The sequence below is a fragment of the Nostoc sp. C052 genome, from assembly GCF_013393905.1.
Lineage (GTDB): Bacteria > Cyanobacteriota > Cyanobacteriia > Cyanobacteriales > Nostocaceae > Nostoc.
Genome location: NZ_CP040272.1, coordinates 6,714,938 through 6,740,730 on the forward strand (window position 1 = coordinate 6,714,938; position 25,793 = coordinate 6,740,730).

At 37.7% G+C, this 25,793-nt stretch carries 21 protein-coding genes; 2 read left to right on the plus strand and 19 right to left on the minus strand.

Translation table 11 applies throughout. From position 1 onward, the window contains the following. A complete protein-coding gene (locus tag FD723_RS27655; protein WP_179068223.1) occupies positions 1-1,275 on the plus strand; it encodes an O-antigen ligase domain-containing protein in 1,275 nt (424 codons plus the stop codon). Positions 1,276-2,021: 746 nt separating this feature from the next. On the opposite strand, the gene FD723_RS27660 is transcribed toward FD723_RS27655, so the two are convergent. Genes FD723_RS27660 through FD723_RS27670 form a run of 3 tightly spaced genes read right to left on the minus strand, consistent with a single transcriptional unit; the run spans position 2,022 to position 6,526 of the window. Continuing rightward, positions 2,022-3,863 carry an AAA family ATPase gene (locus FD723_RS27660; RefSeq protein WP_179068224.1) on the minus strand — a complete coding sequence of 614 codons (1,842 nt, stop codon included), beginning with the start codon at positions 3,861-3,863 and terminating at the stop codon, positions 2,022-2,024. Positions 3,864-3,900: 37 nt separating this feature from the next. Continuing rightward, on the minus strand, positions 3,901-5,805 hold the full coding sequence (locus FD723_RS27665; RefSeq protein ID WP_179068225.1) for an ArsA family ATPase: 1,905 nt from the start codon (positions 5,803-5,805) through the stop codon (positions 3,901-3,903). A 37-nt stretch (positions 5,806-5,842) separates the two neighbouring features. Further along, complete coding sequence (locus FD723_RS27670) at positions 5,843-6,526, minus strand: GvpL/GvpF family gas vesicle protein (protein WP_179068226.1); 684 nt, start codon at positions 6,524-6,526, stop codon at positions 5,843-5,845. Positions 6,527-6,675: 149 nt separating this feature from the next. Here FD723_RS27670 and FD723_RS27675 point away from each other — a divergent pair, with 149 nt between their 5' ends. Continuing rightward, a complete protein-coding gene (locus FD723_RS27675; protein ID WP_179068227.1) occupies positions 6,676-6,990 on the plus strand; it encodes a gas vesicle protein in 315 nt (104 codons plus the stop codon). A 230-nt stretch (positions 6,991-7,220) separates the two neighbouring features. Here FD723_RS27675 and FD723_RS27680 read toward each other — a convergent pair whose 3' ends face one another. From FD723_RS27680 to FD723_RS27755, 16 genes are all read right to left on the minus strand, one after another. After that, complete coding sequence (locus tag FD723_RS27680; RefSeq protein ID WP_179068228.1) at positions 7,221-7,604, minus strand: gas vesicle protein GvpG; 384 nt, start codon at positions 7,602-7,604, stop codon at positions 7,221-7,223. A gap of 11 nt (positions 7,605-7,615) precedes the next feature. Further along, complete coding sequence (locus FD723_RS27685; protein ID WP_179068229.1) at positions 7,616-8,353, minus strand: GvpL/GvpF family gas vesicle protein; 738 nt, start codon at positions 8,351-8,353, stop codon at positions 7,616-7,618. Between the two features lie 180 nt (positions 8,354-8,533). Further along, the gene (locus FD723_RS27690; protein WP_218651858.1) at positions 8,534-9,001 is read right to left on the minus strand and encodes a gas vesicle protein K; all 468 of its coding nucleotides are present in this window, start codon (positions 8,999-9,001) and stop codon (positions 8,534-8,536) included. A 95-nt stretch (positions 9,002-9,096) separates the two neighbouring features. Then, positions 9,097-9,546: a gas vesicle protein gene (locus tag FD723_RS27695; protein ID WP_179068231.1), complete on the minus strand. Its 450-nt coding sequence runs from the start codon at positions 9,544-9,546 to the stop codon at positions 9,097-9,099. A 2-nt stretch (positions 9,547-9,548) separates the two neighbouring features. Then, positions 9,549-10,835: a gas vesicle protein GvpN gene (gene gvpN, locus FD723_RS27700; RefSeq protein ID WP_179068232.1), complete on the minus strand. Its 1,287-nt coding sequence runs from the start codon at positions 10,833-10,835 to the stop codon at positions 9,549-9,551. A 418-nt stretch (positions 10,836-11,253) separates the two neighbouring features. Next, positions 11,254-11,748 (minus strand): gas vesicle protein GvpC, encoded by a 495-nt coding sequence (gene gvpC / locus FD723_RS27705; RefSeq protein WP_179068233.1) that lies wholly within the window; start codon positions 11,746-11,748, stop codon positions 11,254-11,256. A gap of 329 nt (positions 11,749-12,077) precedes the next feature. After that, positions 12,078-12,293: a gas vesicle structural protein GvpA gene (gene gvpA, locus FD723_RS27710; RefSeq protein WP_045871251.1), complete on the minus strand. Its 216-nt coding sequence runs from the start codon at positions 12,291-12,293 to the stop codon at positions 12,078-12,080. 105 nt (positions 12,294-12,398) lie between these two features. Then, positions 12,399-12,614, minus strand: a complete 216-nt coding sequence (gvpA, locus tag FD723_RS27715) for a gas vesicle structural protein GvpA (protein ID WP_045871251.1) — start codon at positions 12,612-12,614, stop codon at positions 12,399-12,401. 1,050 nt (positions 12,615-13,664) lie between these two features. Further along, a complete protein-coding gene (locus FD723_RS27720; protein ID WP_179068234.1) occupies positions 13,665-14,537 on the minus strand; it encodes an SDR family oxidoreductase in 873 nt (290 codons plus the stop codon). A 680-nt stretch (positions 14,538-15,217) separates the two neighbouring features. Beyond that, entirely contained in the window at positions 15,218-16,300 is a 1,083-nt protein-coding gene (locus FD723_RS27725; RefSeq protein WP_179068235.1) for an acyltransferase, read from the minus strand. A 29-nt stretch (positions 16,301-16,329) separates the two neighbouring features. Beyond that, a complete protein-coding gene (locus tag FD723_RS27730; protein ID WP_179068236.1) occupies positions 16,330-17,463 on the minus strand; it encodes a hypothetical protein in 1,134 nt (377 codons plus the stop codon). 67 nt (positions 17,464-17,530) lie between these two features. Beyond that, positions 17,531-18,304, minus strand: coding sequence for a class I SAM-dependent methyltransferase (locus FD723_RS27735; protein WP_179068237.1), 774 nt, complete (start codon positions 18,302-18,304; stop codon positions 17,531-17,533). Positions 18,305-18,483: 179 nt separating this feature from the next. Next, positions 18,484-19,452 carry a lysylphosphatidylglycerol synthase transmembrane domain-containing protein gene (locus FD723_RS27740; protein ID WP_179068238.1) on the minus strand — a complete coding sequence of 323 codons (969 nt, stop codon included), beginning with the start codon at positions 19,450-19,452 and terminating at the stop codon, positions 18,484-18,486. A gap of 25 nt (positions 19,453-19,477) precedes the next feature. Next, the gene (locus FD723_RS27745; RefSeq protein ID WP_256874946.1) at positions 19,478-22,747 is read right to left on the minus strand and encodes a glycosyltransferase family 39 protein; all 3,270 of its coding nucleotides are present in this window, start codon (positions 22,745-22,747) and stop codon (positions 19,478-19,480) included. A 38-nt stretch (positions 22,748-22,785) separates the two neighbouring features. Then, the gene (locus tag FD723_RS27750; protein ID WP_256874947.1) at positions 22,786-24,162 is read right to left on the minus strand and encodes a lipopolysaccharide assembly protein LapB; all 1,377 of its coding nucleotides are present in this window, start codon (positions 24,160-24,162) and stop codon (positions 22,786-22,788) included. Positions 24,163-24,165: 3 nt separating this feature from the next. Continuing rightward, on the minus strand, positions 24,166-25,692 hold the full coding sequence (locus tag FD723_RS27755; protein WP_256874948.1) for an efflux RND transporter periplasmic adaptor subunit: 1,527 nt from the start codon (positions 25,690-25,692) through the stop codon (positions 24,166-24,168). Between the last annotated feature and the right edge of the window lie 101 nt (positions 25,693-25,793).

Here is a 25,793-nt window from a genome sequence, read left to right on the forward strand (position 1 = left end):
ATGAACAAGAAGCTGACCAAAACAGATGATATCCAGCCAGAGAATATACCCGAAAAAGTAGTTTTTTGGGCAATATCTAACACTTATTTTTTCTGGGTTGTGGGGGGGCTATATATTGTTGGCTCTTTCGTAGGATGGGTACTGCTACTGTTTTTACTAATTAAAATTCTGGCTCAAACCAAAAACACACCACCTGATGAGAAAATTTCTATTTCTTGGGTTCTGTGGCTTTGGGTAATTGGGATGTTATTGATGGAAGTAGCCTTAATAGTTGGACATCTCGATTACAACCTAGAAACAAGTCTGATAATTAAATCTTCCATTGGCTGGGCTAAAGGTTGGGCTGGGCTAGCTCTCTATCCCTTAGTAGGGTGCTTAAAAATCCGTCCTCAATTAATCTATCGAGCTATTTGCATTGTTGGTTTTCATACCCTACTAATTACTCCTTTTTTACTATTAACTCCCTCTTTGCATCTACCTGAAATCCTTTATATTTCACCACTAAGAGCTGTAGGCGGGCCTGGTAATGAATTTTTTGACGTACCTCTGTATGAAATTGACGGTAGCACAGGTGACTTACGCTGGCGGTTATTTACCCCTTGGGGACCTGCATTAGGTTTTGTTGGCAATGTTTACTTCATGCTCGCCTTGCAAGAAAAAAATAAAAAATGGCGCTGGTTTGGATTAATTGGCTCAGTATTAATGTGCTTTGTTTGCAAGTCTCGTCTGGCTCAGGTTTGTATTGTAATTATTCCTTTGTTTACAACGGTGTTCTCTGGCATGAATCGTCCACGAATATTAATAGGAGTGGGGTTTGCCAGTTACCTCAGCGGCATTTTCTCACCATCGATAATTCTCGCTTTGAATAATTTTTGGGAAGGATTCAAAGCTGCACGGGCGGGTTCAACACGAGTACGTATGGCACTAAAACGAATTGCGATTTATCGCTGGGAAACTGAGGCTCCAATTTGGGGACATGGCGTAGTTGAACATGGTCCCCACATTGTTGAACACATGTACATAGGATCACATCATACCTGGGCAGGTCTATTGTTTATTAAGGGAATTGTCGGGTTTATGGCACTTGCAATTCCAATGGGTTTAAGTTTTATCTATTTATTAATCAAGTCAATGGATAGCAAATGTCCTACTGCTAAAGTTGGCTTGAGTATTGTGATGATTCTTTTTCTTTATACTTTTGGTGAGAATTTGGAGATATTAGTATATTTATATTGGCCAGGCCTATTAGTTATGGGTATTGCCTGTCAAGAGTAGGTAATTTCCTGAAGGGGCGACATGAAGCCTATAAAGCTGACTGTATAAGTTTCATAGCTCTCATCCATAGTTCTACTTCTATCCCGGTCATGACCAAGATGTCTTTCAATACTTGTCGGGTTTTGAGGAAAAGGGGAAGGGGGAAGGTTTCCCCCAATACCCGCACCCGAATCATTCCGCAATCGCTTTTAGCCAACAATTGCGCTCTCACTGTTCTCCACACTACCGATAAATAGGAAACGTTATGCCATTAGTAGTCTGCCAACCCAAAAATGCTAAGTGAGTACTGGGGAAAGGGGTAAGGGATTTGAAACCTTTCCCCCCGCCCCTTATCCCCAGAGGGGACCCCACCTTCCCCCTTACCCTTTACCCCGCCAAGTTCACTTGGCGAACTATTAGGTTGAAAAATTCTCCTATTCCTTTCCCTACAACAGATTAATTCCTCTTGCTATCTCAAAATGAGCGAACGTACAGTTATTACTCTCGTCAGATTAAATTTGAAACCCTATTTTGGCGTTAGTCCGCGCAGGTGGGCGAGAGTTTATGTAGCCGCGATTTATAATCGCTTGGATTATTCTCTCTCCAGAGTCATAGAAGAGCATTAGTTATAATTCCCGAATCTATGCAGAAAGCCTAAAAACCCCTCCCGTCTGCACCTCTGCGGACAACCATGATAAGTCTTTAACCGGACATGACATAACCCATAAGTATGAAACCCTGCACCTTTTTGACGGATTGCCAAAAAATTAATCTGGACGCTGTTGAGTTAGAACTTGATAGGCATAATTGAAATCATCAGTAGTAATCCTGATTTCAGTTGGCTCTATCAATCCTTGGGAGCGGAAGCGCCGAATTGCTTCTACCGCCGCTTGATTGCACAGTAAAGTTAAATCTGCACCATTCCAGTCTTGAGTCATCTCTGCCCAATAGTTTAAATCTACATCTTGTAGGGGTCGTCCTTGACTATGGACTTGCAGAATTGACAAGCGACTAGCTAAATCTGGTAAATCTACCTTCATTTGTAAATCCAAGCGTCCAGCTCGTAACAAAGCTGGGTCAAGGGCATCAGGTCGATTCGTCGCCCCAATCACCAAGATAGTGCTTCCCACTTCTATACCATCCAACTCAGTCAGTAATTGACCGACTACGCGATCGCTCACTCCCGAATCACCATTGTAACTGCCGCGTGCCGGCGCTAAAGTATCAATTTCATCAATAAATACTACACAAGGCTCCGCCTGACGCGCCTTAGCAAATAATTCTCGCACCGCTTGTTCGCTGGCACCTACCCAACGAGTGAGTAATTCCGGGCCATTGACACCAATAAAATTCGCCCTAGCTTGGGAAGCGACAGCTTTGGCTAATAAAGTCTTACCTGTCCCCGGTGGCCCCCACAATAAGATTCCCTTGGGTGCTAGTGCTTTCGTTTGGAGGTAAAGTTCTGGATAGAGAAGCGCTCCTTCCACTGATTCTCGTAGGGTTTCCTTAATCTTATCCAAACCGCCAATATCTTCCCAAGCGATATGGGGAACTTCCACTTCCACACTCCGCAACACAGCTGGTTTAATTTCTTTGAGTGCTTGTAAAAAGTCGGTTTGGTTAACTGTCATGTTTTCGGGGATTTGTCCCTCAATCGAAGGAATTTGCCGACGCAAGGCTATGTAAGCAGCTTTTTGACAAACAGCTTTCAAGTCCGCTCCCACAAATCCTACAGCCCCTTCGGCAATGACATCTAGGTTAACCGTTTCATCCAAAGGCATCGCACGGGTGAGAATTTCCAGAATATCTCTGCGTCCTTTAGCATCTGGAATCCGAAACTGAACTTCGCGGTCAAATCGGCCAGGACGACGCAAAGCTGGGTCAAGATGGTCTGGGCGGTTCGTGGCAGCCAGAACAATCACACCTTGGCTGTGAGAAAAACCATCCATCAGACCCAGTAGTTGAGCTACAACCCGTTTTTCCACCTCACCTTCTACAGAATTGCGGTCTGGAGCTAGACTATCGATTTCATCAATGAAGATAATACAAGGAGCATTCTTAGCAGCTTTCTCAAAGATGCCGCGCAATCTTTGCTCGGCTTCACCGTAGTATTTACCGATGATTTCCGGCCCCACAATAGCAATGTAATTAACGCCGAGTTCTTCAGCTAAAGCACGCGCAGTCAGGGTTTTACCAGTACCTGGAGGGCCAACTAAAAGTACACCCCTGGTTGGTTCCAGACCCAGTTTAGCCAGCAGGTCAGGGCGTTTTAAGGGAATAGCAATGAGTTCTTTGAGTTCTTTAAGAATCTCATTAAGTCCCCCGATATCTTTCAAAGCATTACCAGAAGGAGAATCAGGTGGTGGAACAATGTCAGGTGCAGCTCCATTCCCTGCATCAGAATTAGGAGAGGGTTGGGTGCGGATACGGCTTGTGCCAATATCGTTAGCCATATTATTAGGACGCGGGATATTCCCAGACCGAGGAATATTGCTCATAGAACGGGAGTTAATCTGAAAATCTGTCTTAATTTCTCCCTTTTCTACTTTTTCTTCTAAAGTCTTAACTAATTCAATTAACTGTTCAAATCCCTTGAATAAATCACTCATACAATAACTCCAAAAATTTACTTTAATTTTGCCCTATTCATCTTTTATTCTTAGTCAATTCCTCAACTTCAAATAAAAGATTTGCCGCTCCCTGAATCCGGGCTATAGGCTCCACAGAACGGGGTAAACCAGGTAGCCGAATCATAGTTTGCTCTGGAAATAGACTGCCATCAATTTCTACCTCTCGACTGTAACGATTCTGAACTATATAATGCTGATTAACACCCATATTTTTTAGAGACTCTGTTAAGCGGATGTGTTCAGATATGATTGCAACTTCCGACTGAATTACACCAATAAATTGAGTATGTTGAGGATTTTTTAACTTTTTTTGTGCTTGTACAACTTGTTGGCGTAAATGTCGTAACCTTCCAATAAAATCAACTCTACCCAAAACATCTTGATATTTGATCCATAGTTTAAATATCCAAGATAACCAATCACCTAAAGCCGATGGCATTTCTAAAAATTGGAGAAGATGGCCGGTTGGTGCTGTATCTAAAATAATTAAATCTTGCTGCTTACTGTCCAATAAATCCATCACAGTAATTAGGGCTAGCATCTCATCAATACCTGGTAAAGCTTGAGACATAATCTGCCGCCATGCCTCTGGAACATAAGCAACATTAACTGTTGTCTCTGTTTGCGAACCTTCACCACTAATCATATCCGCTAATTCCCAAAGATAATCTGCCCGAAATTTTTCTAAAACTTGATGAGCATCAATTTCTTGCCCACTCAAATTAGATGCTAAAGATATAGGCTCATGTCCTAGATTTGTCCCAAAAGCATCTCCTAAAGAATGCGCTGGGTCTATAGAAATGACCCGAATATTTTTATCTGGATGTTGCTGGGAACAAGCCCAAGCGATAGCCGCTCCTACTGTCGTTTTCCCTACACCTCCTTTACCGCCAACAATAATTAATTGGCATCCTTCATTAAGAAAATCATGAAAGCTAGGTAAAACTTTAGCAGGCCATTGAATAAGTGGCGGTGGAGCAAGTTCAACACTTGCTATTTGTTTAATTTGGGATGCTAGAGAATCTAAAGCCACCTCGCCCAAGGGTTCTACCCTCTGCTGGGGTAAGGTAAAAACAGGGTAATTAGGGCTAAGTTCTAAGTATTTTTTAAGTAGATTTTGCTGTTCAGCATAACGGTCTGGTTCTAGCTCCGAATTTAGCAAAATTCGATTGATGAATAATCCGGCATAAGGAACTTCTAACGTTTCTAAACTATTTAGAAACCGCTCAGTTTCTAAATAGCACATTGGTTCAGAGATACCTACCACCAAACAACCTGTAAATTTTTCATCTTGCAGTAAGCGTCTGCCTTCTGCTAATTCGGTTTTCATGTCTACTAAAAAGTTATCGACTTCATCAGCCGTATAACTACCTGAAAAAGTTTTGGTGATTACCCGATGTTTTTCTTGAAACAATTCTAAGGAATTTAAAATGACATCTAAAAAATCTTTTAAGCCTAATAAATTTAAGGTATGTCCAGAAGGAGCCATGTCTATAACTACACGATCTACCTTTTTCTCAGACAGCAAACGTTCAATTTCTAGCAATCCCATTAATTCATTTAAACCAGGCCAATTCAAATCCCATACTGGTGCTAAATCTCCTCCATCAGCTAAACTACCACGCTCTACCAGCATTTCTAAAAAGTGGCTATATTTGGCTTTAAATGCCAACAACAGTTTTTGTGCATCCAATGCCTGAACGCTCAAGTTAGGTAAATCTGTTAATGGTAAAGCAATATCTTTAACTTCTGATTGCAATACATCACCTAAAGAGTGTGCAGGATCTGTAGAAATTAACAGAATTTTTTCTTCAGGAAACTTTCTCGCCCAATAACGTGCAAAACTGCAAGAAATGGTAGTTTTACCAACTCCACCCTTACCACTAAACATAACTAGATGCAACGAGTCGTAGTAGTTCATACTTAAAAAGTCCTTGAAAAAAAGTTGTGGGTAAGAATTAAATAAAGTGATAAGGGGGAAGAGGTTCTCCCAAGATTAAATTCCAATGAGGGCATTTTTCTTTCAAGCTTAATACTTGTTTTAAAAGTAAAGCTTTATCATGGCGATCAACTAAAAGATGAAGCCGTACTTCTTCTGCATGATCTTGAACGATCGCAGATGATTGATAAGTTTCCGTAATTAAATTAATTAGATGGCATTTTTCCTCATTTTGGGCAGCAAAAAAGCTTTTTTGCTGTTCATAATATTGTTTTTTAGCCAAAAAATAATCTTTTCCATTTGCCCCAGATGGCTTGGCAAGTTCTTCAACTTTATGGGGAATGACCTTTAAAGTATATTCGTTTTTTCCCTGAATGTTATTTAGTTTCTCTTGATACTCCTGAGCATTGGATTCTATATGATTTAGCAATGTATCTTCAGAAATAAAATAAGTGCCAAAACGCAAAGGTAAAACTGTCATTTGACGAAATAGTTCACAGATAACGCGATCGTGGGCTAAAACCATTTTGATGACTTGCTCATCGTTATTTTGGTTTGATTCTAAAGATATTCCAGGTTCTACAACGGCTGAGATGTTCTTGCCATTAATCAGGAGTAATTCACCAAGATTGCCAGATGGCAAATTCACAGAAAAATCAGGAGTATTGAAAAATGCGTAAGTGTAGAAATTCTGCGATCGCATGATTTTAACCAGATAAAAAACTTAACAATAACCTATAGTAGCTAAAACAATCATCTTGGCATAAAAATAAAAAAAGTGCTGGATTTTATCAATCTATTTACATTATTAAAATCTTAGTTATAATGCTATCAAATATCCAGGCTAACACCATGAGAAAAATTCGTAACCAAGGAATCATTAGACCTAAAATTAGCACCATGCCTCGCAATCAATCTGAGGCATCTAATCAATTAGAGCTTTATAAGCTAATCACAGAAAAGCAAAGAATTAAGCAAGAATTAGCTTTTATTGAGCAGCGAAAAGTGCTACTTACAAAACGCTTATCTACACTTCAAAACCAGATAGATACGACAGAAAACAATATTAAGCAGTTACGTGATACTGAGTCAGGAGTTCCTCCGGTAGCGCGTCCAAAAATATTCGCTGAAACTAAGAACTACCAGGCTTTTGATATTGAATACTAAGCTCTAAAGCCTTACCAATTTAGTTGAAATAAGAACAAAAATTAAACAACTAACCCGCGAAAGCGGGTTATTAATTGTTTAATTTTTTAGATTACCTAGCTAGAGGTAAATAAATCAAATTTTGTAGTCATAAGCTTAGTATCCAGGACTGAATAAAAAACTAATTTCTCACCTTTAGCCTCTAGATTTTTCATCCGTTATAAGTATATACAACTTATAAAAGCTACTTATTATGGTGATAAAACTAGATTTTCATTGCCTTCATATTCTTTTACAAATACGCCTTGTTCTTGGTAAACTTGATTTTCTTCAGATACATCTATAAACTCAGATTGCACTAAATAATCTTCTTCCTCTTCCGACTCTAGAGCTAGGCGAGACTCTTCTTCCAATTCCAAAGCTTGAATTTTCAAGAGAAGTTCTTCTTCTTGAGCATCAAATTCTTCTTCCGACAATTCGCCCATATCAAATTTCAATTGCAGACTTAATAATTGTTTATGGAGATTTTCCTGAGCATCATATTCAGTATTAGTCCGCTCTTGAATTTGTTCTCCAATCCACATAAGTCCACTAATTGGGCCCATGACTGGTAATAGTAAGATTTTCCCTAGCATAATCTTGGCTCCTATGAAGCAATTTGAGCAAATGTATAAGGTGCAGTAAAGTTGTTGTAGCGAATGCGTAAACGTTCACCAAATTTTTGATCGATCGCTTCGACTTGTTCGCTAAATATAGATTCTTGTTCCCAAGGAATTAAAAAGGCAGCGTTATAAATCATGTCTTCTGTCATTGGGTCATTTTCGATCATCTCATCTGCCAATGGTTTTAACTCATCAAAAAAGACTTGAATTATAGATTCCTTGCGACTTGCTAAATTAATTTCAATTAATTGTCCAATATGAATTACCTCCTCCATACTTAATGCTTTACCTTCCATTTGGTCTCGCTTCTGTTTCAAGTCTTGATGAGACTCCATCAATGCTTGTAATTCAGATTTGCTATCCCAAAAAATTTTAACGCTGACCTCTCGGCGTCCAGCTAATTTTTCAAATAGCTCTTGTAACTGCTCTTTATATGGTTGAAGCAGTTGTGTAACTACTGTTTCCCAATTTTTCACAACTAATCCAAAACGTAAAGGCAGTAAGGTTCTAAATCCAGCTTGCATAGCTTGTTCTAAAACCTTTTCGTGGTTGATTAAATTGCGTCGAGAAGCTAAATACTTTTCTTGTTGGGCCTCTGAATATAAAAAAGTAAATCCATCAATTACTTGACTATAGACAGGTTGAGAATCCAATCCTTTAAGAGCAACTGTTTCTGGAATTGGCTCAGGAAAAATACCGTATACGTACAGACCAAATGTCATAATGCTAAAGAATACTCAAACTAAAGGGCTTATCAGGACTTACGCAAGTGTCAAAGATTTCTTGATGAGGCTGTCAATGCTCAATAGTCCAAGTTGATTTAACTTTTGACTGTGGACTATTGACTATTGACGACCTTCATTCTTGTTCTATTGTGTCAGTTGTGTAAGTCTTATTTGTAATTACAACGGTCTTGAGGTTAAAACTAACCGCAACTTAGCATGAATGAGATTGAGTTGAGCTATACCTAAATCTACTTCACCGTCCACAACAATTCCGGTGTTTAAAAGACGGTCTAGTAGTTCCAGTATAGAAGGTTGATTCCCAATCTCACCTGGATAATAAGATCCGGGTGATGGCAAAAGACTACCAACATCTCCTAAATTTATATTCAAGTCTGCTGGTTCAATCTCAAAAATCTCACACAAGTTTAAAACTTGTTCTTCTAGCTTTTGCAAACTTTTGCCTGCTCGTTCTAAATCAGATTCACTGAGAGAGTTTTGTTCCATACGCCGAATTACTTGTGCTTCCATCAGCTGGCGTACTAGTTCCACTACAGTCAAAAGTAAAGGAGCTAAACCTGCTTTGCTGTTAGCTTTAGAAGTGGTAGGTAGCAAATCGGGAGACTTTTCAGCTGGAGTACAAACCATTGCCATGATGCTATCTACCTTTTCTAAACTTCTTGAATTCGATTTAATCTTGGTATCAATTGGATATGGATTGCTTTGACATTTTCAGAAATTTATTAAGCCTCAACTTGTGAATCCTTTTCCAATTGACCATTTACCTGAGACACTGGCTGGAAATCATCTTGATTATTTGCTGCAAATGTAGCTTCATCTTTCACACTTGCAGATGTGAGCAAACGTAGCTGTGATTCTAGACTTTCTAGCCGTTGTTGAAGTTGTTGGTTTTCTTCAACTAAACGTTGAGCTTTGGTACTGAGATATGGGTCACTTTCCCACCAATTTATACCCATCTCACGAGCTTTATCAACTGAAGAAATTAACAGACGAATCCGAATATGTATCAGTTCAGTTGAGGCAATAGATATAGAAATGTCACCAGCAATCACAATTCCTTTATCTAAAACTCTTTCGAGAATATCTGCTAAGGTGGAGCCTTGGGTAGATGTAGGAACTACTCTATTTGAGTTAACTTGAGGACGTGTTGGGTGTAGTGGGGTAGTAGTCACAATTAATTCGCTTCAATGGTATATACACGGTTTTTCTTGCTCACTAAGCCTTTTTGCTCTAAAGCATTGAGAGCATTATTTGTTGAGATCCGATTGAGATTGAATTCTTTTTGAATCACAGCGAATGCTGCATTTTTGCGCTGTTGTAGGTAGTGATAAATTTCCTTCTCGAAGGGAACAGGTTTATCTACAACTGGTTGTTGTGGGTCTTCTGGATGAAGATCGCTAAAATTAGAATCGATGATAGTTGGAAACCCACCCTCTGCGATCGCTTCGCTCTCTTCTCTAGGAGAGGCTACGCCAACGAGACGCTCCGCGAACGCCTTAGGCATCGCATCTGTATCCTCTGGTGTGATACTATCTTGCGATTCCTCTACTGCCAATACGCGTATATGGTTCAGTAATTCTAAGAAAATCGTTGTAGCTTCGCTAGCAGACCACTTAGTGCGATTGAACAGCACATCTGCACAAATTTCCCGAAAATCAGAATTTTCTGGTGATACCAAAATATTGTGTTCCGCACATACCTTAGCAATCATCAAACAAGACCGCAATCCTGATGTCTTCTCTCCACCTGTACGTAAGCGAAATGCTTTAACCAACTGCACAATTAAATAAGCATCTGGTCTATTGATGCCTGTTTTATTAGCTAATATCTCGGTTTGAGTTAGCTCATCCGGTTCTGGCATATTAATAGTGACCAACCTATCCATTAAAGCATCCTGAGTCGAATGGACTCCGCAGTACTCTTCTGGGTTGGAGGTGAAAATAGCCCGAAATTGGGAATGAACGTGTAGGTATTCTGGCTGATTACTACTAGGAGGAAGAGTCAGAATTTTTTCTTCTAAAGCAGAGAGCAAGACGTTATTCACTTCCGGTCGTGAACGGTTAAATTCGTCATAGACCAAGGTTAAACCTTCTCGACAAGCTAGAGTTAGTCTAGAATCAACCCAATTTTGTTTAAATTCGTCTTCGACTTTGAGAACGCTGTGAATGTAGTTATCCAGTAACTTTTTATGGGTGTACCCCGATTCACTACCAATCAAATCAGAACTTTTAAATTCATCATCTCCGAAAATCAACATGATTGGTCTATCTAGACAGTTAGCTAGGTGCATGGCTAAGGTTGTTTTCCCTGTACCCGCTGGCCCGCGTAAGTGAATAGCAAACCCTGATGCGAGATAGCGCAATGCCCGAATCGCTACCCGTTCAATCGCTGGTGTGATGACAAATTGACCAGGACGGACACGAAGAACAGCTCTTTTGTTGTTATTTGCAGTGATAGTCATAGATTAGGATGATGAAAAATAGCTTTTCGAGACAAAAAACTCAGGAAGTTGCAATTTGTAACTTGATATGCTATTCTAGTTAGACAGATTACCAAGTCCAAAGTTAATGCTTGTTAATTCCCAAAACCAAGTTGAAAAAAAACTTTAAGACTTGATAACTCAGTAACACTAAATTAATAGATAGAATAGAATATCTAAACTTTTACACTAAAACTCATTGTTGAATTTGCCCCCTTTTCTGATCAGTTATTTAACTGTAAGATTAGGGGGTTTTACTATTTAATCTAGTTCGCCAACAGATTACCAATTCTCTAAAAGAAATCTACAGATGGATAGCAGTGAGCAACGAAGAATTAAGAGAATTATCTGTAGTTAGAATTTAGAAAAAGGGTATTAACTCCCTCGGTAAGAGTATTGACTAACGAATAAATGTGCCAAAAATGCTAACAGACAAATTCTGACGAAACTCATGCAGATATTGCCTTTGGGCGTTAGCTTTCTCAGTTCTTTCCTTTGCTGTTTCTCCTAAAAACTCCTGGGTTGCTTCCTGAAGTTCTTGGTAGTAGTCATGCAAATACTTTGCTTGTGCTTTAGCTTGAACAAACCTTTCTTTAGCGGTTTCTGCTAGAAACTCGTGGGTTGTTTCCTCAAGTTCTTGGTAGAACTCATGCAAAAACTTGGCTTGTGCTTTAGCTTGAGCAAACCTTTCTTTAGCAGCTTCTGCTAAAAATTCTTGGGTTGTTTGCTCGAGGTTCTGTTGGAACTGATGCAGTTCTTGCGCTTGCTTTTTGGCTTTCTCTTGTCTGTCTGCTGTTGTAGAGGACAAGAATTCATGAGTCTCTTTAAATAGTTGAGATACTTCCTCAGCTATCGACTGATGCTCTTGCCGGATTTTTTCCATTAAAGCCGTCATGAGGTTCTCCACAATATTATGAAAATCGTGAATAAACTACATTAACTGGACAATTAATATCCAGATAATGTAGCTCAAACAATATCTGCTCTTGGCATTTTATCCTTTGATAAATCTTGATTGAGAAGTATCAAGATAATCGACGAAAAACAGAATACCAATCAGAATTACTTCTACCAAGTCTCTATGAAAATAAGCTGATGTACAATCAATGAAAACGAACTGCAAATACAAAACACAAGGAGATGAGTTATCCAGGAAATTTGCCACAGCCGACTTCACCAAGAAATGGTTTGAGTAATTCTAATTTGATTGTATCTACTTAATAATTAAGCAGGTACAGCAGCTGACTGTGTTAAGCCTACTGCTTCTGCATATTTCAAGTAGGTTTCAACAGATGCAATAACGATCCGAGCTTCGATTGCAAGTAATTCAATACCAACTAGGGAAACACGTACCCAAGCATCTACGACGATACCTTTATCCAAGATACGGTCAATAACTTCTGCCAAGCTTGAAGAAGAATTGGTTTTTTCGACTGCCATGATTTTAGACCTTAACTCAGTGTTGTGTTTATATTTATCTCGTCGGAAGTAGAATATCATAATTACCTAGTAGGTAATTTCAATATTCTCAAATCTACTTAATAATTAAGCAGGTACAGCAGCTGACTGTGTTAAGCCTACTGCTTCTGCATATTTCAAGTAGGTTTCAACAGATGCAATGACGATCCGAGCTTCGATTGCAAGTAATTCAATACCAACTAGGGAAACACGTACCCAAGCATCTACGACGATACCTTTATCCAAGATACGGTCAATAACTTCTGCCAAACTTGAAGAAGAATTGGTTTTTTCGACTGCCATGATTTTAGACCTTAACTCATTGTTGATTTTTAGTATTAGCGAGGCATTTGCCTTTGCTCTCTACTGAATCAAATTAAACATACCTTTTCAGGAATGTAAAGTCTTTATCTGTATAAAAAATGCAAAAAGATAACCAATAAACAACAATTGAGAGCTTTAATGTTTAATTCATGTTGATTTAATATCTAACTTCAATTGGAATGTAATTTTTAATGTGTAATTTTGTTTGTTTTGTAATCTTTAACGTATTTTTTTTTAATTTGTCATTTTTTAGAATTATTTTTACTCAATATGTTGATTTACATTGGACAATAAATTTAGTAAGTAAATACACTGTAATTTTTACACATTATTTCTAAAAGTACGTGATATTACAGTTACTTAAATCTTGAAAAATTAAGTTAGGATGTTTTGAAGAATTATCCTGTGACAAAAATCAATATCTGCTCGTTGAAGAAAGAGACAAGGGGAGAAATCAGATGGGGATTCAAACCCCACCAGATTTGGGGACTTCCAACTAAAGAAATAATCAGTCGCTTTGGTGAGCAGGGGAAGCGGAGGAAAGAGGGAGAGAAGAAATTTGATATTCGTATTGGATGCAGGAATTGAGTAATTTAATTTTTGGAAGTGCCTTGAACCCATTAAAAAGTGGTAGTGGTCTTAAATCTGCATTGCGTTACTGCAAGCTCCTTGTCTCCCCATCCCCTTGTCCTCTTCGATAAATCGGGGTAGGAAGAAAAATTAAGTAAGTTGGCACAATAAAACCAAACTATGTGAAGAAAGATAAACTAGACTAAAATCCTCCTGACACGAGTCGTAACTGTAGGGTTTGGACATGGATCAAGCGATCGCAAGAGCAGGAAAAGGGAATACTTCCAATCTATGGGGACTTCCAAAAATTAAATTACTCACTTTTTGCATCCAATAGGAGCAGGGGAACAAGGTAGCAATATCTCTTCCTTGTCTCCCCAAAGCGATTGATTATTTTTTATTTGTCAGTCCTATGTCTAAATCGCCTTGCTGCTTGCTATATGTGCAGACACGCAAAAATCATGTTCTTGACAAGAACAAATCACCGAAACGATGGATTCTGGTCAAAAAATTCAGTTTTGGGATTAGCTTGTTCAATTTTTGACTCGGCTGTTGTCTTCTTGGTGCTGGCGGTGTTGCTATTCGTAAAATTAGCTCTAACAACCAAGGGGCAAGGCGTTGACACAACACGGCTAAATGACTTTGCCATCCGACTAAAATTTCTGCTGAATCATTCTGCATTCCGGTGACGAGTGCTTTAGCCACTTGCTGAGGAGTCATGGGGATCACCCAGCGAAATAATTTTAAGTCGCGCACCATGTCTGTGTCTGTCAGAGAAGGCAGTAATGCAATGACGCGAATATTGTGTTCAGCTAGTTCTTGGCGCAAGGCTTGGGTAAATCCTAAAATGGCAAACTTGGTTGCTGAGTATGTCGCCATCGTTGGTGCAGCCACTTTCCCCATCAGGCTCGATACATTGACAATTGTCCCTTGTCTTTGGCTAGCCATGCGTCGAGCAATCAAACTAGTGAGGTTGTACATTCCTAACAAGTTCACCGAGAGTTCTTCTTGAACTTGGGGCATTTTAGATTGCAAAAATGAGCTTTGGTATGCGACTCCCGCACAATTAACCAGCAGGTGAATCTGTCCGTAATTGCGCCATAGTTGGGCAACAGCAATATTTACTTCAATTGTTTGAGTCAAATCTAAGGGCACGATTGCAGTTTCTGTTCCCATCGCCTCGATTTCGCTAGCTACTTCCAATAACTTGCGGCGATCGCGTGCTACCAATATCAGTCGCTTGATGCCTTGTTGCGCTAATTCCAGAGCGATCGCTCGTCCAATCCCACGCGAAGCCCCTGTAATTAGGGCTACTTTACCTTGAATCTCCATTGGTTTTATTCTCCAAAATTTAAGTCTTACCAAACTCTTCGTTATTGCCGATATACACAATCAACAGCTACTCGCTTGTCGGCACAAGGTAAGACAAATAATCAATTGCAATTAAAATCAAACTGAAACTAATAGCAACGAGATATATTCTTGGTTAATCTGGAATCCCTCATAATTGTCTATACGAGGTAGAAATTTCTCGTTTTTAACCCGTCAAAGCATAACACACCTGGCTGAATGGGTATAGCTCATAGATTCTACTTCTCTTAGATCCGAGCGCTCATCAGCATGGTTATTATACACACTTTAGCAATTAAATTAAAGTATTGCAATATTCTTTGATAAGGATTTTTTAATACTTGTTAATATGGTCATATATTATATGGAATTAAAAAGATTTTTTGGCTCTTGCGTTGGTTTTATGGTAGAGCGTTAAAATAGCCGTTTTATAGAAAGGCTCAAAAATTTAAAATCCAGTCATAGCAAGGAACATAGGCTTTGATTAGATTTTATTTATTATTCGACTCCATAAAAGGAACTGAAGAGCCGATTTTTTTAAACACAATTAAATCACTATTTTATCTGCCAGATTGTTCCAGCATCACACTTCCATACTCTTAATCCCATTCATTATTAGATTAGCAAATTTTTTGCCTTTTCTTGATGCTATTGGTGTGTAATTAACGAACACAAGCTCCAAGTCCTACACGATCGCAAAGCATTGAGAATCCTAAAGAGACTATCAATAGTAAATTACAGCTAATTAACTTAATTGCTAATATTTCAGCAAAAGTAAAGTTTAATCCTACAAATAATTGAGTACCTAGCTGTAAAAAAATCATACTGAAAATGCCATTAATACAAAAAATACCAAGACTATACTTTGATAATAGTTTTATAATTATTCTTACATATAAAGGTATTTGATCCTCCTCAATAGAAGAAAAGCATAGAAACATAACTATTGCGCTCAGGATACAAGAGAACATTGCATACTCAAAAGGAGTAATGTTTCCATCAGTAACCGTTTGCAAATAATTATATTCTGCAACCATAATCAGGCTGGTAGATGAAAGCAAAATTATTTTGAAGAGTAGAGATATCTGATGAGATATTTTTACGAGTTTAAGCCAGTTCTTGTAAAAACAAGCACCTAAAGACATATACACAAACCAGTAAGCAAAAAAAGGACGAGCTACACTTCGCAAAAACAAAGTTATATCTGCACCAAATGCTCCTAAATTTGACATATATATTACAATCAAAACAATTAATTGTAATATTAATATTATCAAAAAGTTCTTAACTCTTCCTATTTGGCGATTTAAAATAATAAATACAGGTAGAAACTGCAACATCACCAAAAGATAATAATAGCCAGGAAATATTTTGCCTCGTAAAATAAGTATAAGGATAGATTCAGTTTGATTAGCTTTACCTAACAATCTCAAAGCTACAGCTAAACTACCCCAAAATAATGTTGGGATTAGCAGGCGAGTAAAACGTTTTTTCAATAAAGGATATAAAAATGCAGTAGAGTTTTTCTCGAAGCTACGTTCTAGTAGTAGAAAAGAAATTGTGAAAAATACTGGCACGCAAAATCTTAAGGGTGCGAATAATATATCCATCCAGTACAAAGCTAATGGATATGTGGACTCAGGAACAAAAACGCTGTGGTAAGAAACAACTGCTGTAATACTTATTGCTTTTAACAGATCAATCGAGAAAAGTCTGTCTATTTTTTGATTTGTCTTTTGTGACACATCTCAATCCTTTCATATATGGTTCAAGCTTACGGAGTTTTATAATAAAACCTTGCAATTTTCCGAGCGCTTTCTTCCCACTTTTGATTACCTGTAACAGATGCCCAATAAGCAAAAGTACGAATTTGCGATCCAGGCCCTACTTTTTTATATCGGGAACCATCCCTGATTCTTTCTTGTTGACCTGTGCGGGTATTTCCTTCGCTACTAATTTCGCCAGAAGGCAAGATTCGTGTTTTTTCCCAAGAGAGTGATTTATCAATCATCTGTACTACTTTAGAAGTCAGGGAATCATTAGGGAAGTATGTTACCCAACGTTGGGCATACATTATGCCTACCGTTTGGTAGCCGCTATCATGGCCACCTTTTTCTGGGTTAACACCATCAGGACGTTGCAGAGATAAACCATCTTCAAGAGACTTATGGGCGTATTTAATCAGTTCTTCGTCGCCAGTTAATTTACCTGTCAGTGCTAAAGCTGCTGCGACTAGATAACGACGATGGGTATAAGGTTTGTTGCGTTTGATGCCTTTTTCCCAAATATTTGGCGAGATCATCCATCGTGCTGCACGATGCACCAAAGGTTTATATTTGGCTACTTGGGCAGCATATTTTTCTGAATACGGAGATTGTTGTATTACTAGAAGGGTATGAGCAACAGCTTGTACAAAAAAAGATGTGCTATGAAAGCGATCGCCTGTTCTAAAAAAGCTACCATCATCAACTTGATGGGCAAATCCCCAGTCAAACATCTTAAATCCTGCTTCAATGGTTTGTGGGTCATTCTTGATCAACCCACCAATGATTAAGTCTTCCCCATATCGCTGTTCTTCAATATACCAATGTCTTGACTGATTACGTATCCAAAGGACATTTGCAGCGTTAGCACCATTAGGTATCATTGATTTCTGCAAACCCGACAAACGTCGGTAGAGAACATTAGCGATTAAATCAGTTGATTCATGCTCAAAATCTGTTTTTACAGAAAGTTTGATGGGAATTTGTTTATTTTCCCTTACCAATAGATATATTTCAGCGTTTACAGCACTACTATTATGAGTCGCAGCAATAAAGACGATTTGTGTTACTAGCTGCAATAACAATAACATCGGGAACCGAGATGCTAAATATCTCAGTATAAGCAAAAAGCTTTTTTTAGTCACACATATCACCATCAAATTTACTAAGATGTTTCTGTTTAGCTAGATGAATTAAAGACAAAGCGAGTAATTATAGCTTAGTACAATAATAGATATCTTCATCTGGTATGAAGCCGAATTTTTGAATATTATCAATTCCCAATTCTTGTCCATAGCTATCAACTTTTACTGTAAATCCAGCTTTTTCAAGCTTCTCTTTATAGTCGCGACCATACATTCTCACATGATCGTGATGACCAAATAGCCTTTCTCTATCTTCAGGTGATAAATCACTTTTCCCCTCTAGCGTCTTCTCGAGCTTAGGATCAAGCGGGACATGTAAAATTGCCCAGCCACCAGGTTTTAATACTCTGCATAATTCGGACATAGCTTGCCAATCGTTAGGAATGTGTTCTAGAACATGGTTACACAAAATTACATCAAAGACATTATCTGGATATTGAATATCTGTAATATCCATTTGCACCATTGCTTCATTTGGTTGTAAATCGGCACTGAGATAACTAATATTAGGCAGACTAGATATAGATTTTTTGAGAAGATATTCTGGTGCAACATGAAGTAAATTTAGCTTTTGTGAAAGCAAATTTGTTTTGTTCTTAAGATAAAGCCACAATAAACGATGCCTTTCTAAAGATAAACATCTAGGGCATATAGCACTAGGTCGCTTCTGAGCGCCAAAAGGTAGAAATTTCTGGAACTTTCTTTCACAGCAAGGACAGAAAACTTTGTCGCCAGCATACCAGAGTGAGCGTATATAAAGATAGGGAGTACCTAGTTTAAAGAAGAAAGAGCGTTTTTTGAGAATGTATGGATATATCTTCAGAAAAATAGAGCGATTCATAAATACCTCTCATGAAATGTAAGTAAGTGGGTGAGAAAATTTCTAACTATGTCATTGCGAATGTAACGAATTGGAGTGAAGCAATCGCAAGGTTTTCATCGCTTTTAGTTTTCGTTAGATAGTTAGGTTTATTTGTGCCTACCTACTTAGTTTGTAATGAATTTTGAACGAGTAGGATTTTACGGCTTATCCGCTTGACTAATTTGCTGAAATCCAGCAGAATCTAAAAGCAGGATTATTCCTCCTGGTAATGCCAATAACCAACCTAGCATTGTCATAGTGACAGATAACAAAAGAGCTTGCTCTCCAGTTAGACCTATTCGATTGAACAAGTAAATCCATAACCCTTCTTTGACACCAAGACCTCCTAGAGATATAGGAATTAAGCTAATTACCGCTATGATTGGAATAAAAACTAAAAGCTCCAGATAAGAGATAGGAATTTTCAGTTCTTGAGCTATAAGATAGTGGTAATAGACTATAGCAAGCATTAATATAAAAGAAAGAAAAATCGACAAACCTAAAGCTTGACGATGTTGAGCAAATTGCCTTAAAAGCATTTGGATTTTAGCAAAGCGTACTGCTAAATTTTGCAAATGTAGTTTTTTTAACCAAGGTTCTGCTATTTTTAACAATTGAGGACTAACAATTAAAATTACTCCACCAACTAAAGCAATAACACAACTAAAAAATAGTAGAATAATATCCCAACGCCCAACTACTCTCACGGCAGGAGGTAAGCCTAATATAGCTAAAGCAGATAAAGCAAACAACCCTGTAAATCTTTCCAGAAATACAGATACAAGTGCTGCTTCAGAATCTTTCGTTTCTTTTGTCACCCGGTAAACACGATATACATCTCCACCAAAAGAACCAGGAAGAAATATATTGAGAAACATCCCAGCAAAATAACTACTGAGTAGACTAATCATCGATACTGAATATCCAGTGGAACGGAGTACAACTAGCCAACGCCAGCAACTCAACCATTGACAGCCTGTATAATAAATTAGAGCAAAGGCAACAAATGGTAAGGATAAAGTCTGAAACTGTTTCCAAGCTTGAGCAATATCTATATGAGTAAAGATTATAATTATAATTACTATACTAATAACACTCTTAAAAATCACTACTGGTTTGATTTTCACTATAACTTCCTCATCTCTACGAATGTTAGTAAGCTCCTAAATCTTTGCCTTTATTAGGTATACGGTTTGGTAATCCATCCTCTGGCTGCCAGAGTCTTAAACGAGTTCCAAAAGTCTCGAAAACAGGTTTACCCAATTTTTTAATATAGTCACGTAACTCAGGAGTTACCCTATTATTTCTAACATCATCTATATTAATCCATACTCGTTCTGACTTTTCTAGAATATGGTTTAACTGGTCTACACTATTAAGAATAACTCCACCAGCCCAACGGTCAATTAATTTTCCATCATGCCAATATACGGTATCGAAATTCTCATTATCTTTAAAGCTGAATAAATAATAATCTAATTTTACTAAGCTAATGGATGCAAAAGAGGACATAGGTGAAATAACAATATCTTTTGCTTCTCTATGAGTTCTTACATAAGTTAGTAGTTCATTGTTTCGTCTAGTTAAAGATTCATCATAAGTAGCTAAAACTCTCATTGGTTGGATATTGAATACAATTAGTATCACAATACCAAACAAAGCAAATGATTTTAAATGAGGCAAACTATACACTAATAAACCTACTCCTTTAATTAAAGCCTCGATTAGACAAATAGCACTATAAATAGAAAGTAAAATTATTAATGGGTAAAGGCTATATACGTAACGTTCTGCAAGATTATACGTCAATACAGTAATTAGCACTAAATTAATAAATATAGCACTAAACAAAAAGATTACTTTTTGATCTCTAATCTTTAAAAAATAAATAAAACCAAGTAAGAAGAAAAAGCTCAAAACTGTATGTGTTCTATCAGGCCCAATCAATAACATAGCAAACAAATCTGTAACATCAGCAAAATGAAGTCGCAGGTAAGAAGCTGTTGCATTGGATAATGCAGCTAGAGGAGTTATATTTCGTATAGCAGCAATAGCCAAATTATAAATAAAAATAACTGAAGTCATTAAGCTACATACAAAAATTTGCCAGTCGTTGCGTAGACTGAAGGGGCGATAGAAGTAGATAAAACCGATAAAAAATACTGGTATAACTGTTAAATTAATCTCTTGAGTCAGCAAACTCAAAGTTAAAGAAACAAAAAAGAGATATTGATAATGTCGCCCTGATTTTTCAATAAAACCTTTTAGAAATGACCAGAAGCTAAAAATAGTGAAAAATTGGAGAATTTGATAACAACGAATAAAGCGAGAATACCAAAGTTCACAAGGTTCTACAGCCAAAACTAATGCTACTAACAAAGCAATCCAAACTTTACCAGTGACTTTACGAGCCACAATGTAGACTAAAACTAAGGTTGCTGTACCCCAAATTACAGATAGCAGGCGAGCATTAACTATAGAATCTCCTACTACTCGTAACCAAAAAGCTAGTAGGTAGTGATAGAAAGGACTGCGAGTATACCAAATACCAGAAGTTGCTATGGGTGCGCCTGTACGAAGAATACCTCTACTAGCGTCTAAAGAAGTATTTTCATCGGAATCTAAGTCAATAAAATCAAGGTTATAAACCCTTAGCCCAAATCCTACACTAACAATGAGGATAAGAAATATCCACTCCCCCCAAATAGGCCATCTCTGCTGTATAAGATTAAATTTATCTTGCAATATTAGGATTGTTGATTGTTCCTGTTTCTGCATCCAAACAAAAATATAGGCAATAATCGCTGCTACAAGCGCTAAAATAAAGACAGAAAAGACATTTCCACCTGATGCCAAGCTGCAACTAACACAGGCTACTAAACCCAATGAGAACCAAATAAAAGAAAGGGGTAATTTATTAATATTTCTGTTGACACGAGTATAAACTAACGTCAATGCAATTATGGCTGTAAACCCAAACAATATTACATAGTTGCTTTGCGGTTGTGCGAATAGTAATCCAACTTCTGCTTCTGCAAAGCGATGTTTGAGTAAACCAATAGCAGCTAAAAATAAAATACTTGGTGAAAGTATTGCAGATCCCGCAGTAAAGTTTTCCCACCAACGATTTCCATATCCCAGCCAGAAACCTAAAAGTGAAGCATAAATTATCGCCAAAACAACTCCACCTATTAACCAAAGGCTCTGACACCATAAGTAATTAGGGTAATTGAGCAAATAGGCATTACCTTCAAAATTACGCTGAAAATCTTCCGGTTTAGGTAAACCTAAAAGACTTACAGATTTCTCATTACCAACACCTTTTGTCCATCCAGATACGGGTTGATTTAATGCTGTCCAAGCATTATCAGTAGCAATTTCTCCAATAATTTCACCTGTTACTGTTTCTGCCCATCCATCTAAAAAAAAGTTAAGAATACTATTTGATTTAATAGATTTAACACTTGTTAATAATGTATTTATTGGGCTAGTTAAGCTTACAGCTAATATATTATTCCCAGGTTGGATAAACTTTGTAATTTCTAAAAGATGTAACTGTTTACCATTATCAGCTCTGTAACTATTAATAAAATTGCCATTGAGTAATAAAGAATATGTACCTTGACCAGCAAATCGAATGTAGGTACGCAAAATCCGATTTGTTGGTATTTGCCAACTACCTCTAAGCCATACTTGTCCTTGAGAACTTTGATTTCCTGTAATCCAATTTCCCTGTAGACGACGGTCAAACAAATTTTTGCTTAAGCGGCTATAAGTAGTTTCTCTAACTGAACCCAGTACCTTAGCTTCTAACCAATTTTCATCTGAGAAATCTCGATCAAACCATTGCAGAGATTGACGAGTTTCTGACAGATTTGAAACCCGCCAAGTAGTTTCTCCTGTTGACAAACTAATCGGTGTAGCATCATCTGTAAGATAAACAGCCCCCTCAACAACTACGCGGGGATTAGTTTTTCCTTTTTGTATTTCTAGTGCAATAACATTTTTACCAGGCTGCAAATGACGAGTTAGGTCTACATAAGCTGTTAATTTCCAGTCATTGGAACTAGCTAGTAAATAATTGGCTGATGTTTTAGCATCATAGCGATTACTATCATTAATATCTTGAAGAGGTAGTCTCAGACCTGCACCTAGACCACGAGAACTATTTGTAACATTGTTTTCTTTTGCTATCTCTCTTCCATTGACATATAAGGTAAAGTCATTATCAGCACTTATCCGTAGCCAGGCTGCTGTGGCATTATCAGATAAATTAAAGGTATTGCGTGTATAGAAACGGTAAGTAGGTGTTTGAGGGGCAATCCAGTGGGCTTGTTGTGACCAATTTACGCGCTCTACAGAAGTAGGTATTTTCTCCCAAATAGAAAACATTAAACTTCCTAATAATAATCCTAAAGCCAATATCAAGCCTAATGGCAACCAACGCTGTGACCGTTCCATTATTTTTCCTTTACTTCTGATTTATTCCAAGCAGTTGTGTCAACTGATTGACGATATCTTTCCCAGGTTTTATTAATGTCGCCCTTGTTATATTCATCCCAAGTTAAATGAACATAGGCTTGACCCAGTAAACCAATTCCTGGTTCTTGAAAGTACTTTTGTCCATCTATAATTTGTTTAGCAACTTCAGCCGATTTTTGAAATTCCCCGTTAACAACTCTGGCTAACATCAAGTCATATAAAGCCTCAACATGACCCGGAAATATGCTGAATGCTTTTTCAAAAATATCTGCGGCTGTTCCAGCATTTTTAGTATTAGGCTCATTGAAATAATTAACGCCTTGATTTAGAATTGCTGTCACCAGATACCCTCTAACTAAAAAACGTTTGGGCTGACTATCTAAAGATTGTTGAAAATATTTCTCTGCTTCTAGAAAATTACTATCTTGATAATTTTCTAGACCCTGGATGAAATTAAGCAATCCTGGCTCGCCTGTATCTGTATATAACTCTGCTTTTGCTAGACGCTCTAAAAATTCTTCATCTCCCTGGAAAGGTGGATACAATCTTATTAAAGCGTGGCTAGTATTTACTACTTGAGAATATTCACCTTTCGCAAACTGCACATTTAATTGATAATTAACAATATTAAAATAAATGTGAGAGCAAAAAATAACAGAAAATAATAATATGTTTACAGGTACTAATATTTTCATGTCTTTCATCAGAAGATTGAGTCCCTGTTGTTCTAATGCTAGATAAAGAGCCATTAGGCAAATCAGCACTCCAATTAAGCTGAAGCTCCAACCCTTACCAATAAAAGCAAAAAAACTATTATTATAGCCAAATCCTTCAAGGATAACTTTATCCCATGACGGTAATTGAAAAAATCGGCTATCTTCAATTTTTAAACCAAAAGTAGAAGCAGGAATATCTGGATTATCTAAAACTATATTTTGTTTCCATTGTGCCTGAACTTCTGAGAAACTTTTATCTACGTGAGAAGATACTTCTTCTCCCCGATTATAGTATTCTGTTGCAATAAAAGACACAGCAGGCGACCAAGTTGTAATGAAATAGGGAAAAAGTAATATTGGGATTAATGCACCCCAAAAAACTAAGCGTGGAGCTTGTCTAATATGAAATACAAAAGTGTAACTAAAACCAGCGATCGCACACAAAGCAAATGGTACTCTGACAGCATTTGCCCAAAATAAATTTGTACCGAATGCTTCTAGAGTTTCTTGAGGTAAGCGATACCAAGGAAAGATGGCTCCGAATAATAAACATATAGAGCCAATCAAAAGTGTAATCTTTTCTCGATTAAACCAATTCAGAAAAGTAATAAATCTATTCATCTGATAACTTTGATTCATTTATTAATTTCTCTGAGCCATTGGCATTAGTGCAGACTTAGCTTCCAGGCGATCGCCTGGATTTAAAGCTCTGGGAGATAATACTACTTCTTCTCCTGTCTTTAAGCCTGCCAGCACTTCACGCTGGTTATCAAATGTTCTTCCTAGCTTGACTTTTTTCACCACAGCTTTACCAGCTTCCGCAACCATCACCATACCTTCACCAGCAGACAAATGAGTTACAGAACTTTCTGGAATCGCTAAAGCCGTTCTACTTTGATCGGTGAACTGAACATAACCCTGTAAACCTGGAGGCATTTGCAAATTATCAACAGCAACCCAAACAGAATAGGTAAATTGTCGGTCGATACCCACTTTACTGGGCTTAGTGGTATTAGTTTCCACGGTTGGATTAAGCTGGATCACCCGTCCTTCAAAAGTACGTCCAGGATATGCTACCAACCGCACTATAGCTTCATTACCGACTTTGACTGCATTAAGCCTAGCTTGATCGATATAAGCCTTAAATACAACATTCTGAGTTAAAGTTACTAACGAGTCACGGCCTCGTGCATCAGCTATTTCACCAGCATTGATATTTACCGAACTCACTAAACCATCAGTGCTGGCATATAGAACTGTTCTACTTAAATTTCTCAGAGCATCTTGTAGTTCTATTCTCCTATTATCAACGGTGAAGCGAGCATTTTTTACATCTTTATCTAGTGTCTGCTGAGCTAATGACAAAGCTTGCTGAGAAGAAATCAAATCGTTTTGGCGAGCAATATAAAAGTCTTGGTTGCTAAATTGCTGACTTTGGGTAGTAATAATCCCTTGTTGAGCAGCTATTAGTTCTTTTTTGCGAGTTGCATAGGTATCTTGCATATCATAGAGTTGAAACTTGGAAATTGCTCCCTGCTCTGCTAAGACTTTAATTTGTCTCAGTTTCTCTTCAGCAGTTTCTACCCTTACCTGAGCAGTCTGGACATTGTTGTTTAATTCTTGATCTGCGAGTTTGTCAATTGTTCTCATTCTAGTTTTAGCTGCATAAAACCTATCTTGAGCAGACCTCACATCCCCTTTCAAGTCTAATAACCTTTCCGATACCGAGTTTTGCACAGTTTCAAGGTTCTTTTCCGCAATAGCAAGGTTATTCCGAGCCGTACTCACTTCATTTTCAAAGGGAGCCTTTTGTAACTGGAGCAGAGGTTGCCCTCGGCGCACCCTTTGCCCTTCCTCAACGAAAAGTTTTTCTACAGTCCCCGATACCAAAGAACGAACACCCACCTCCTGCATACCAACAGATTCACCAGGAGCAGCTAGATTATCCTCTAAAGTTTTTGACGCTACTAACGCAGTTTCTACTTGAATAGGTTTGCCAGCCATACGTTGTAAAGATGGATAACCAAACCCTGAAGAGTAAAATCTTGATCCTGGGTCTTTGAGAGCAGGGAGAAGTACAGTAAAGCTTAAAATCCCCATTAGACCTAAAGGGGCTACTACGCAAGTAGTCAGAATCCCGCGAGTTAAAATTGGACGAATCTGTATCATAATATACTAAATATTTAGAAGTAATTCAATAATTTCATTCAGAGATGGATGTATTTATGTATCTTTCATATAAATTGAATAAATATTTATGTGGATACTGA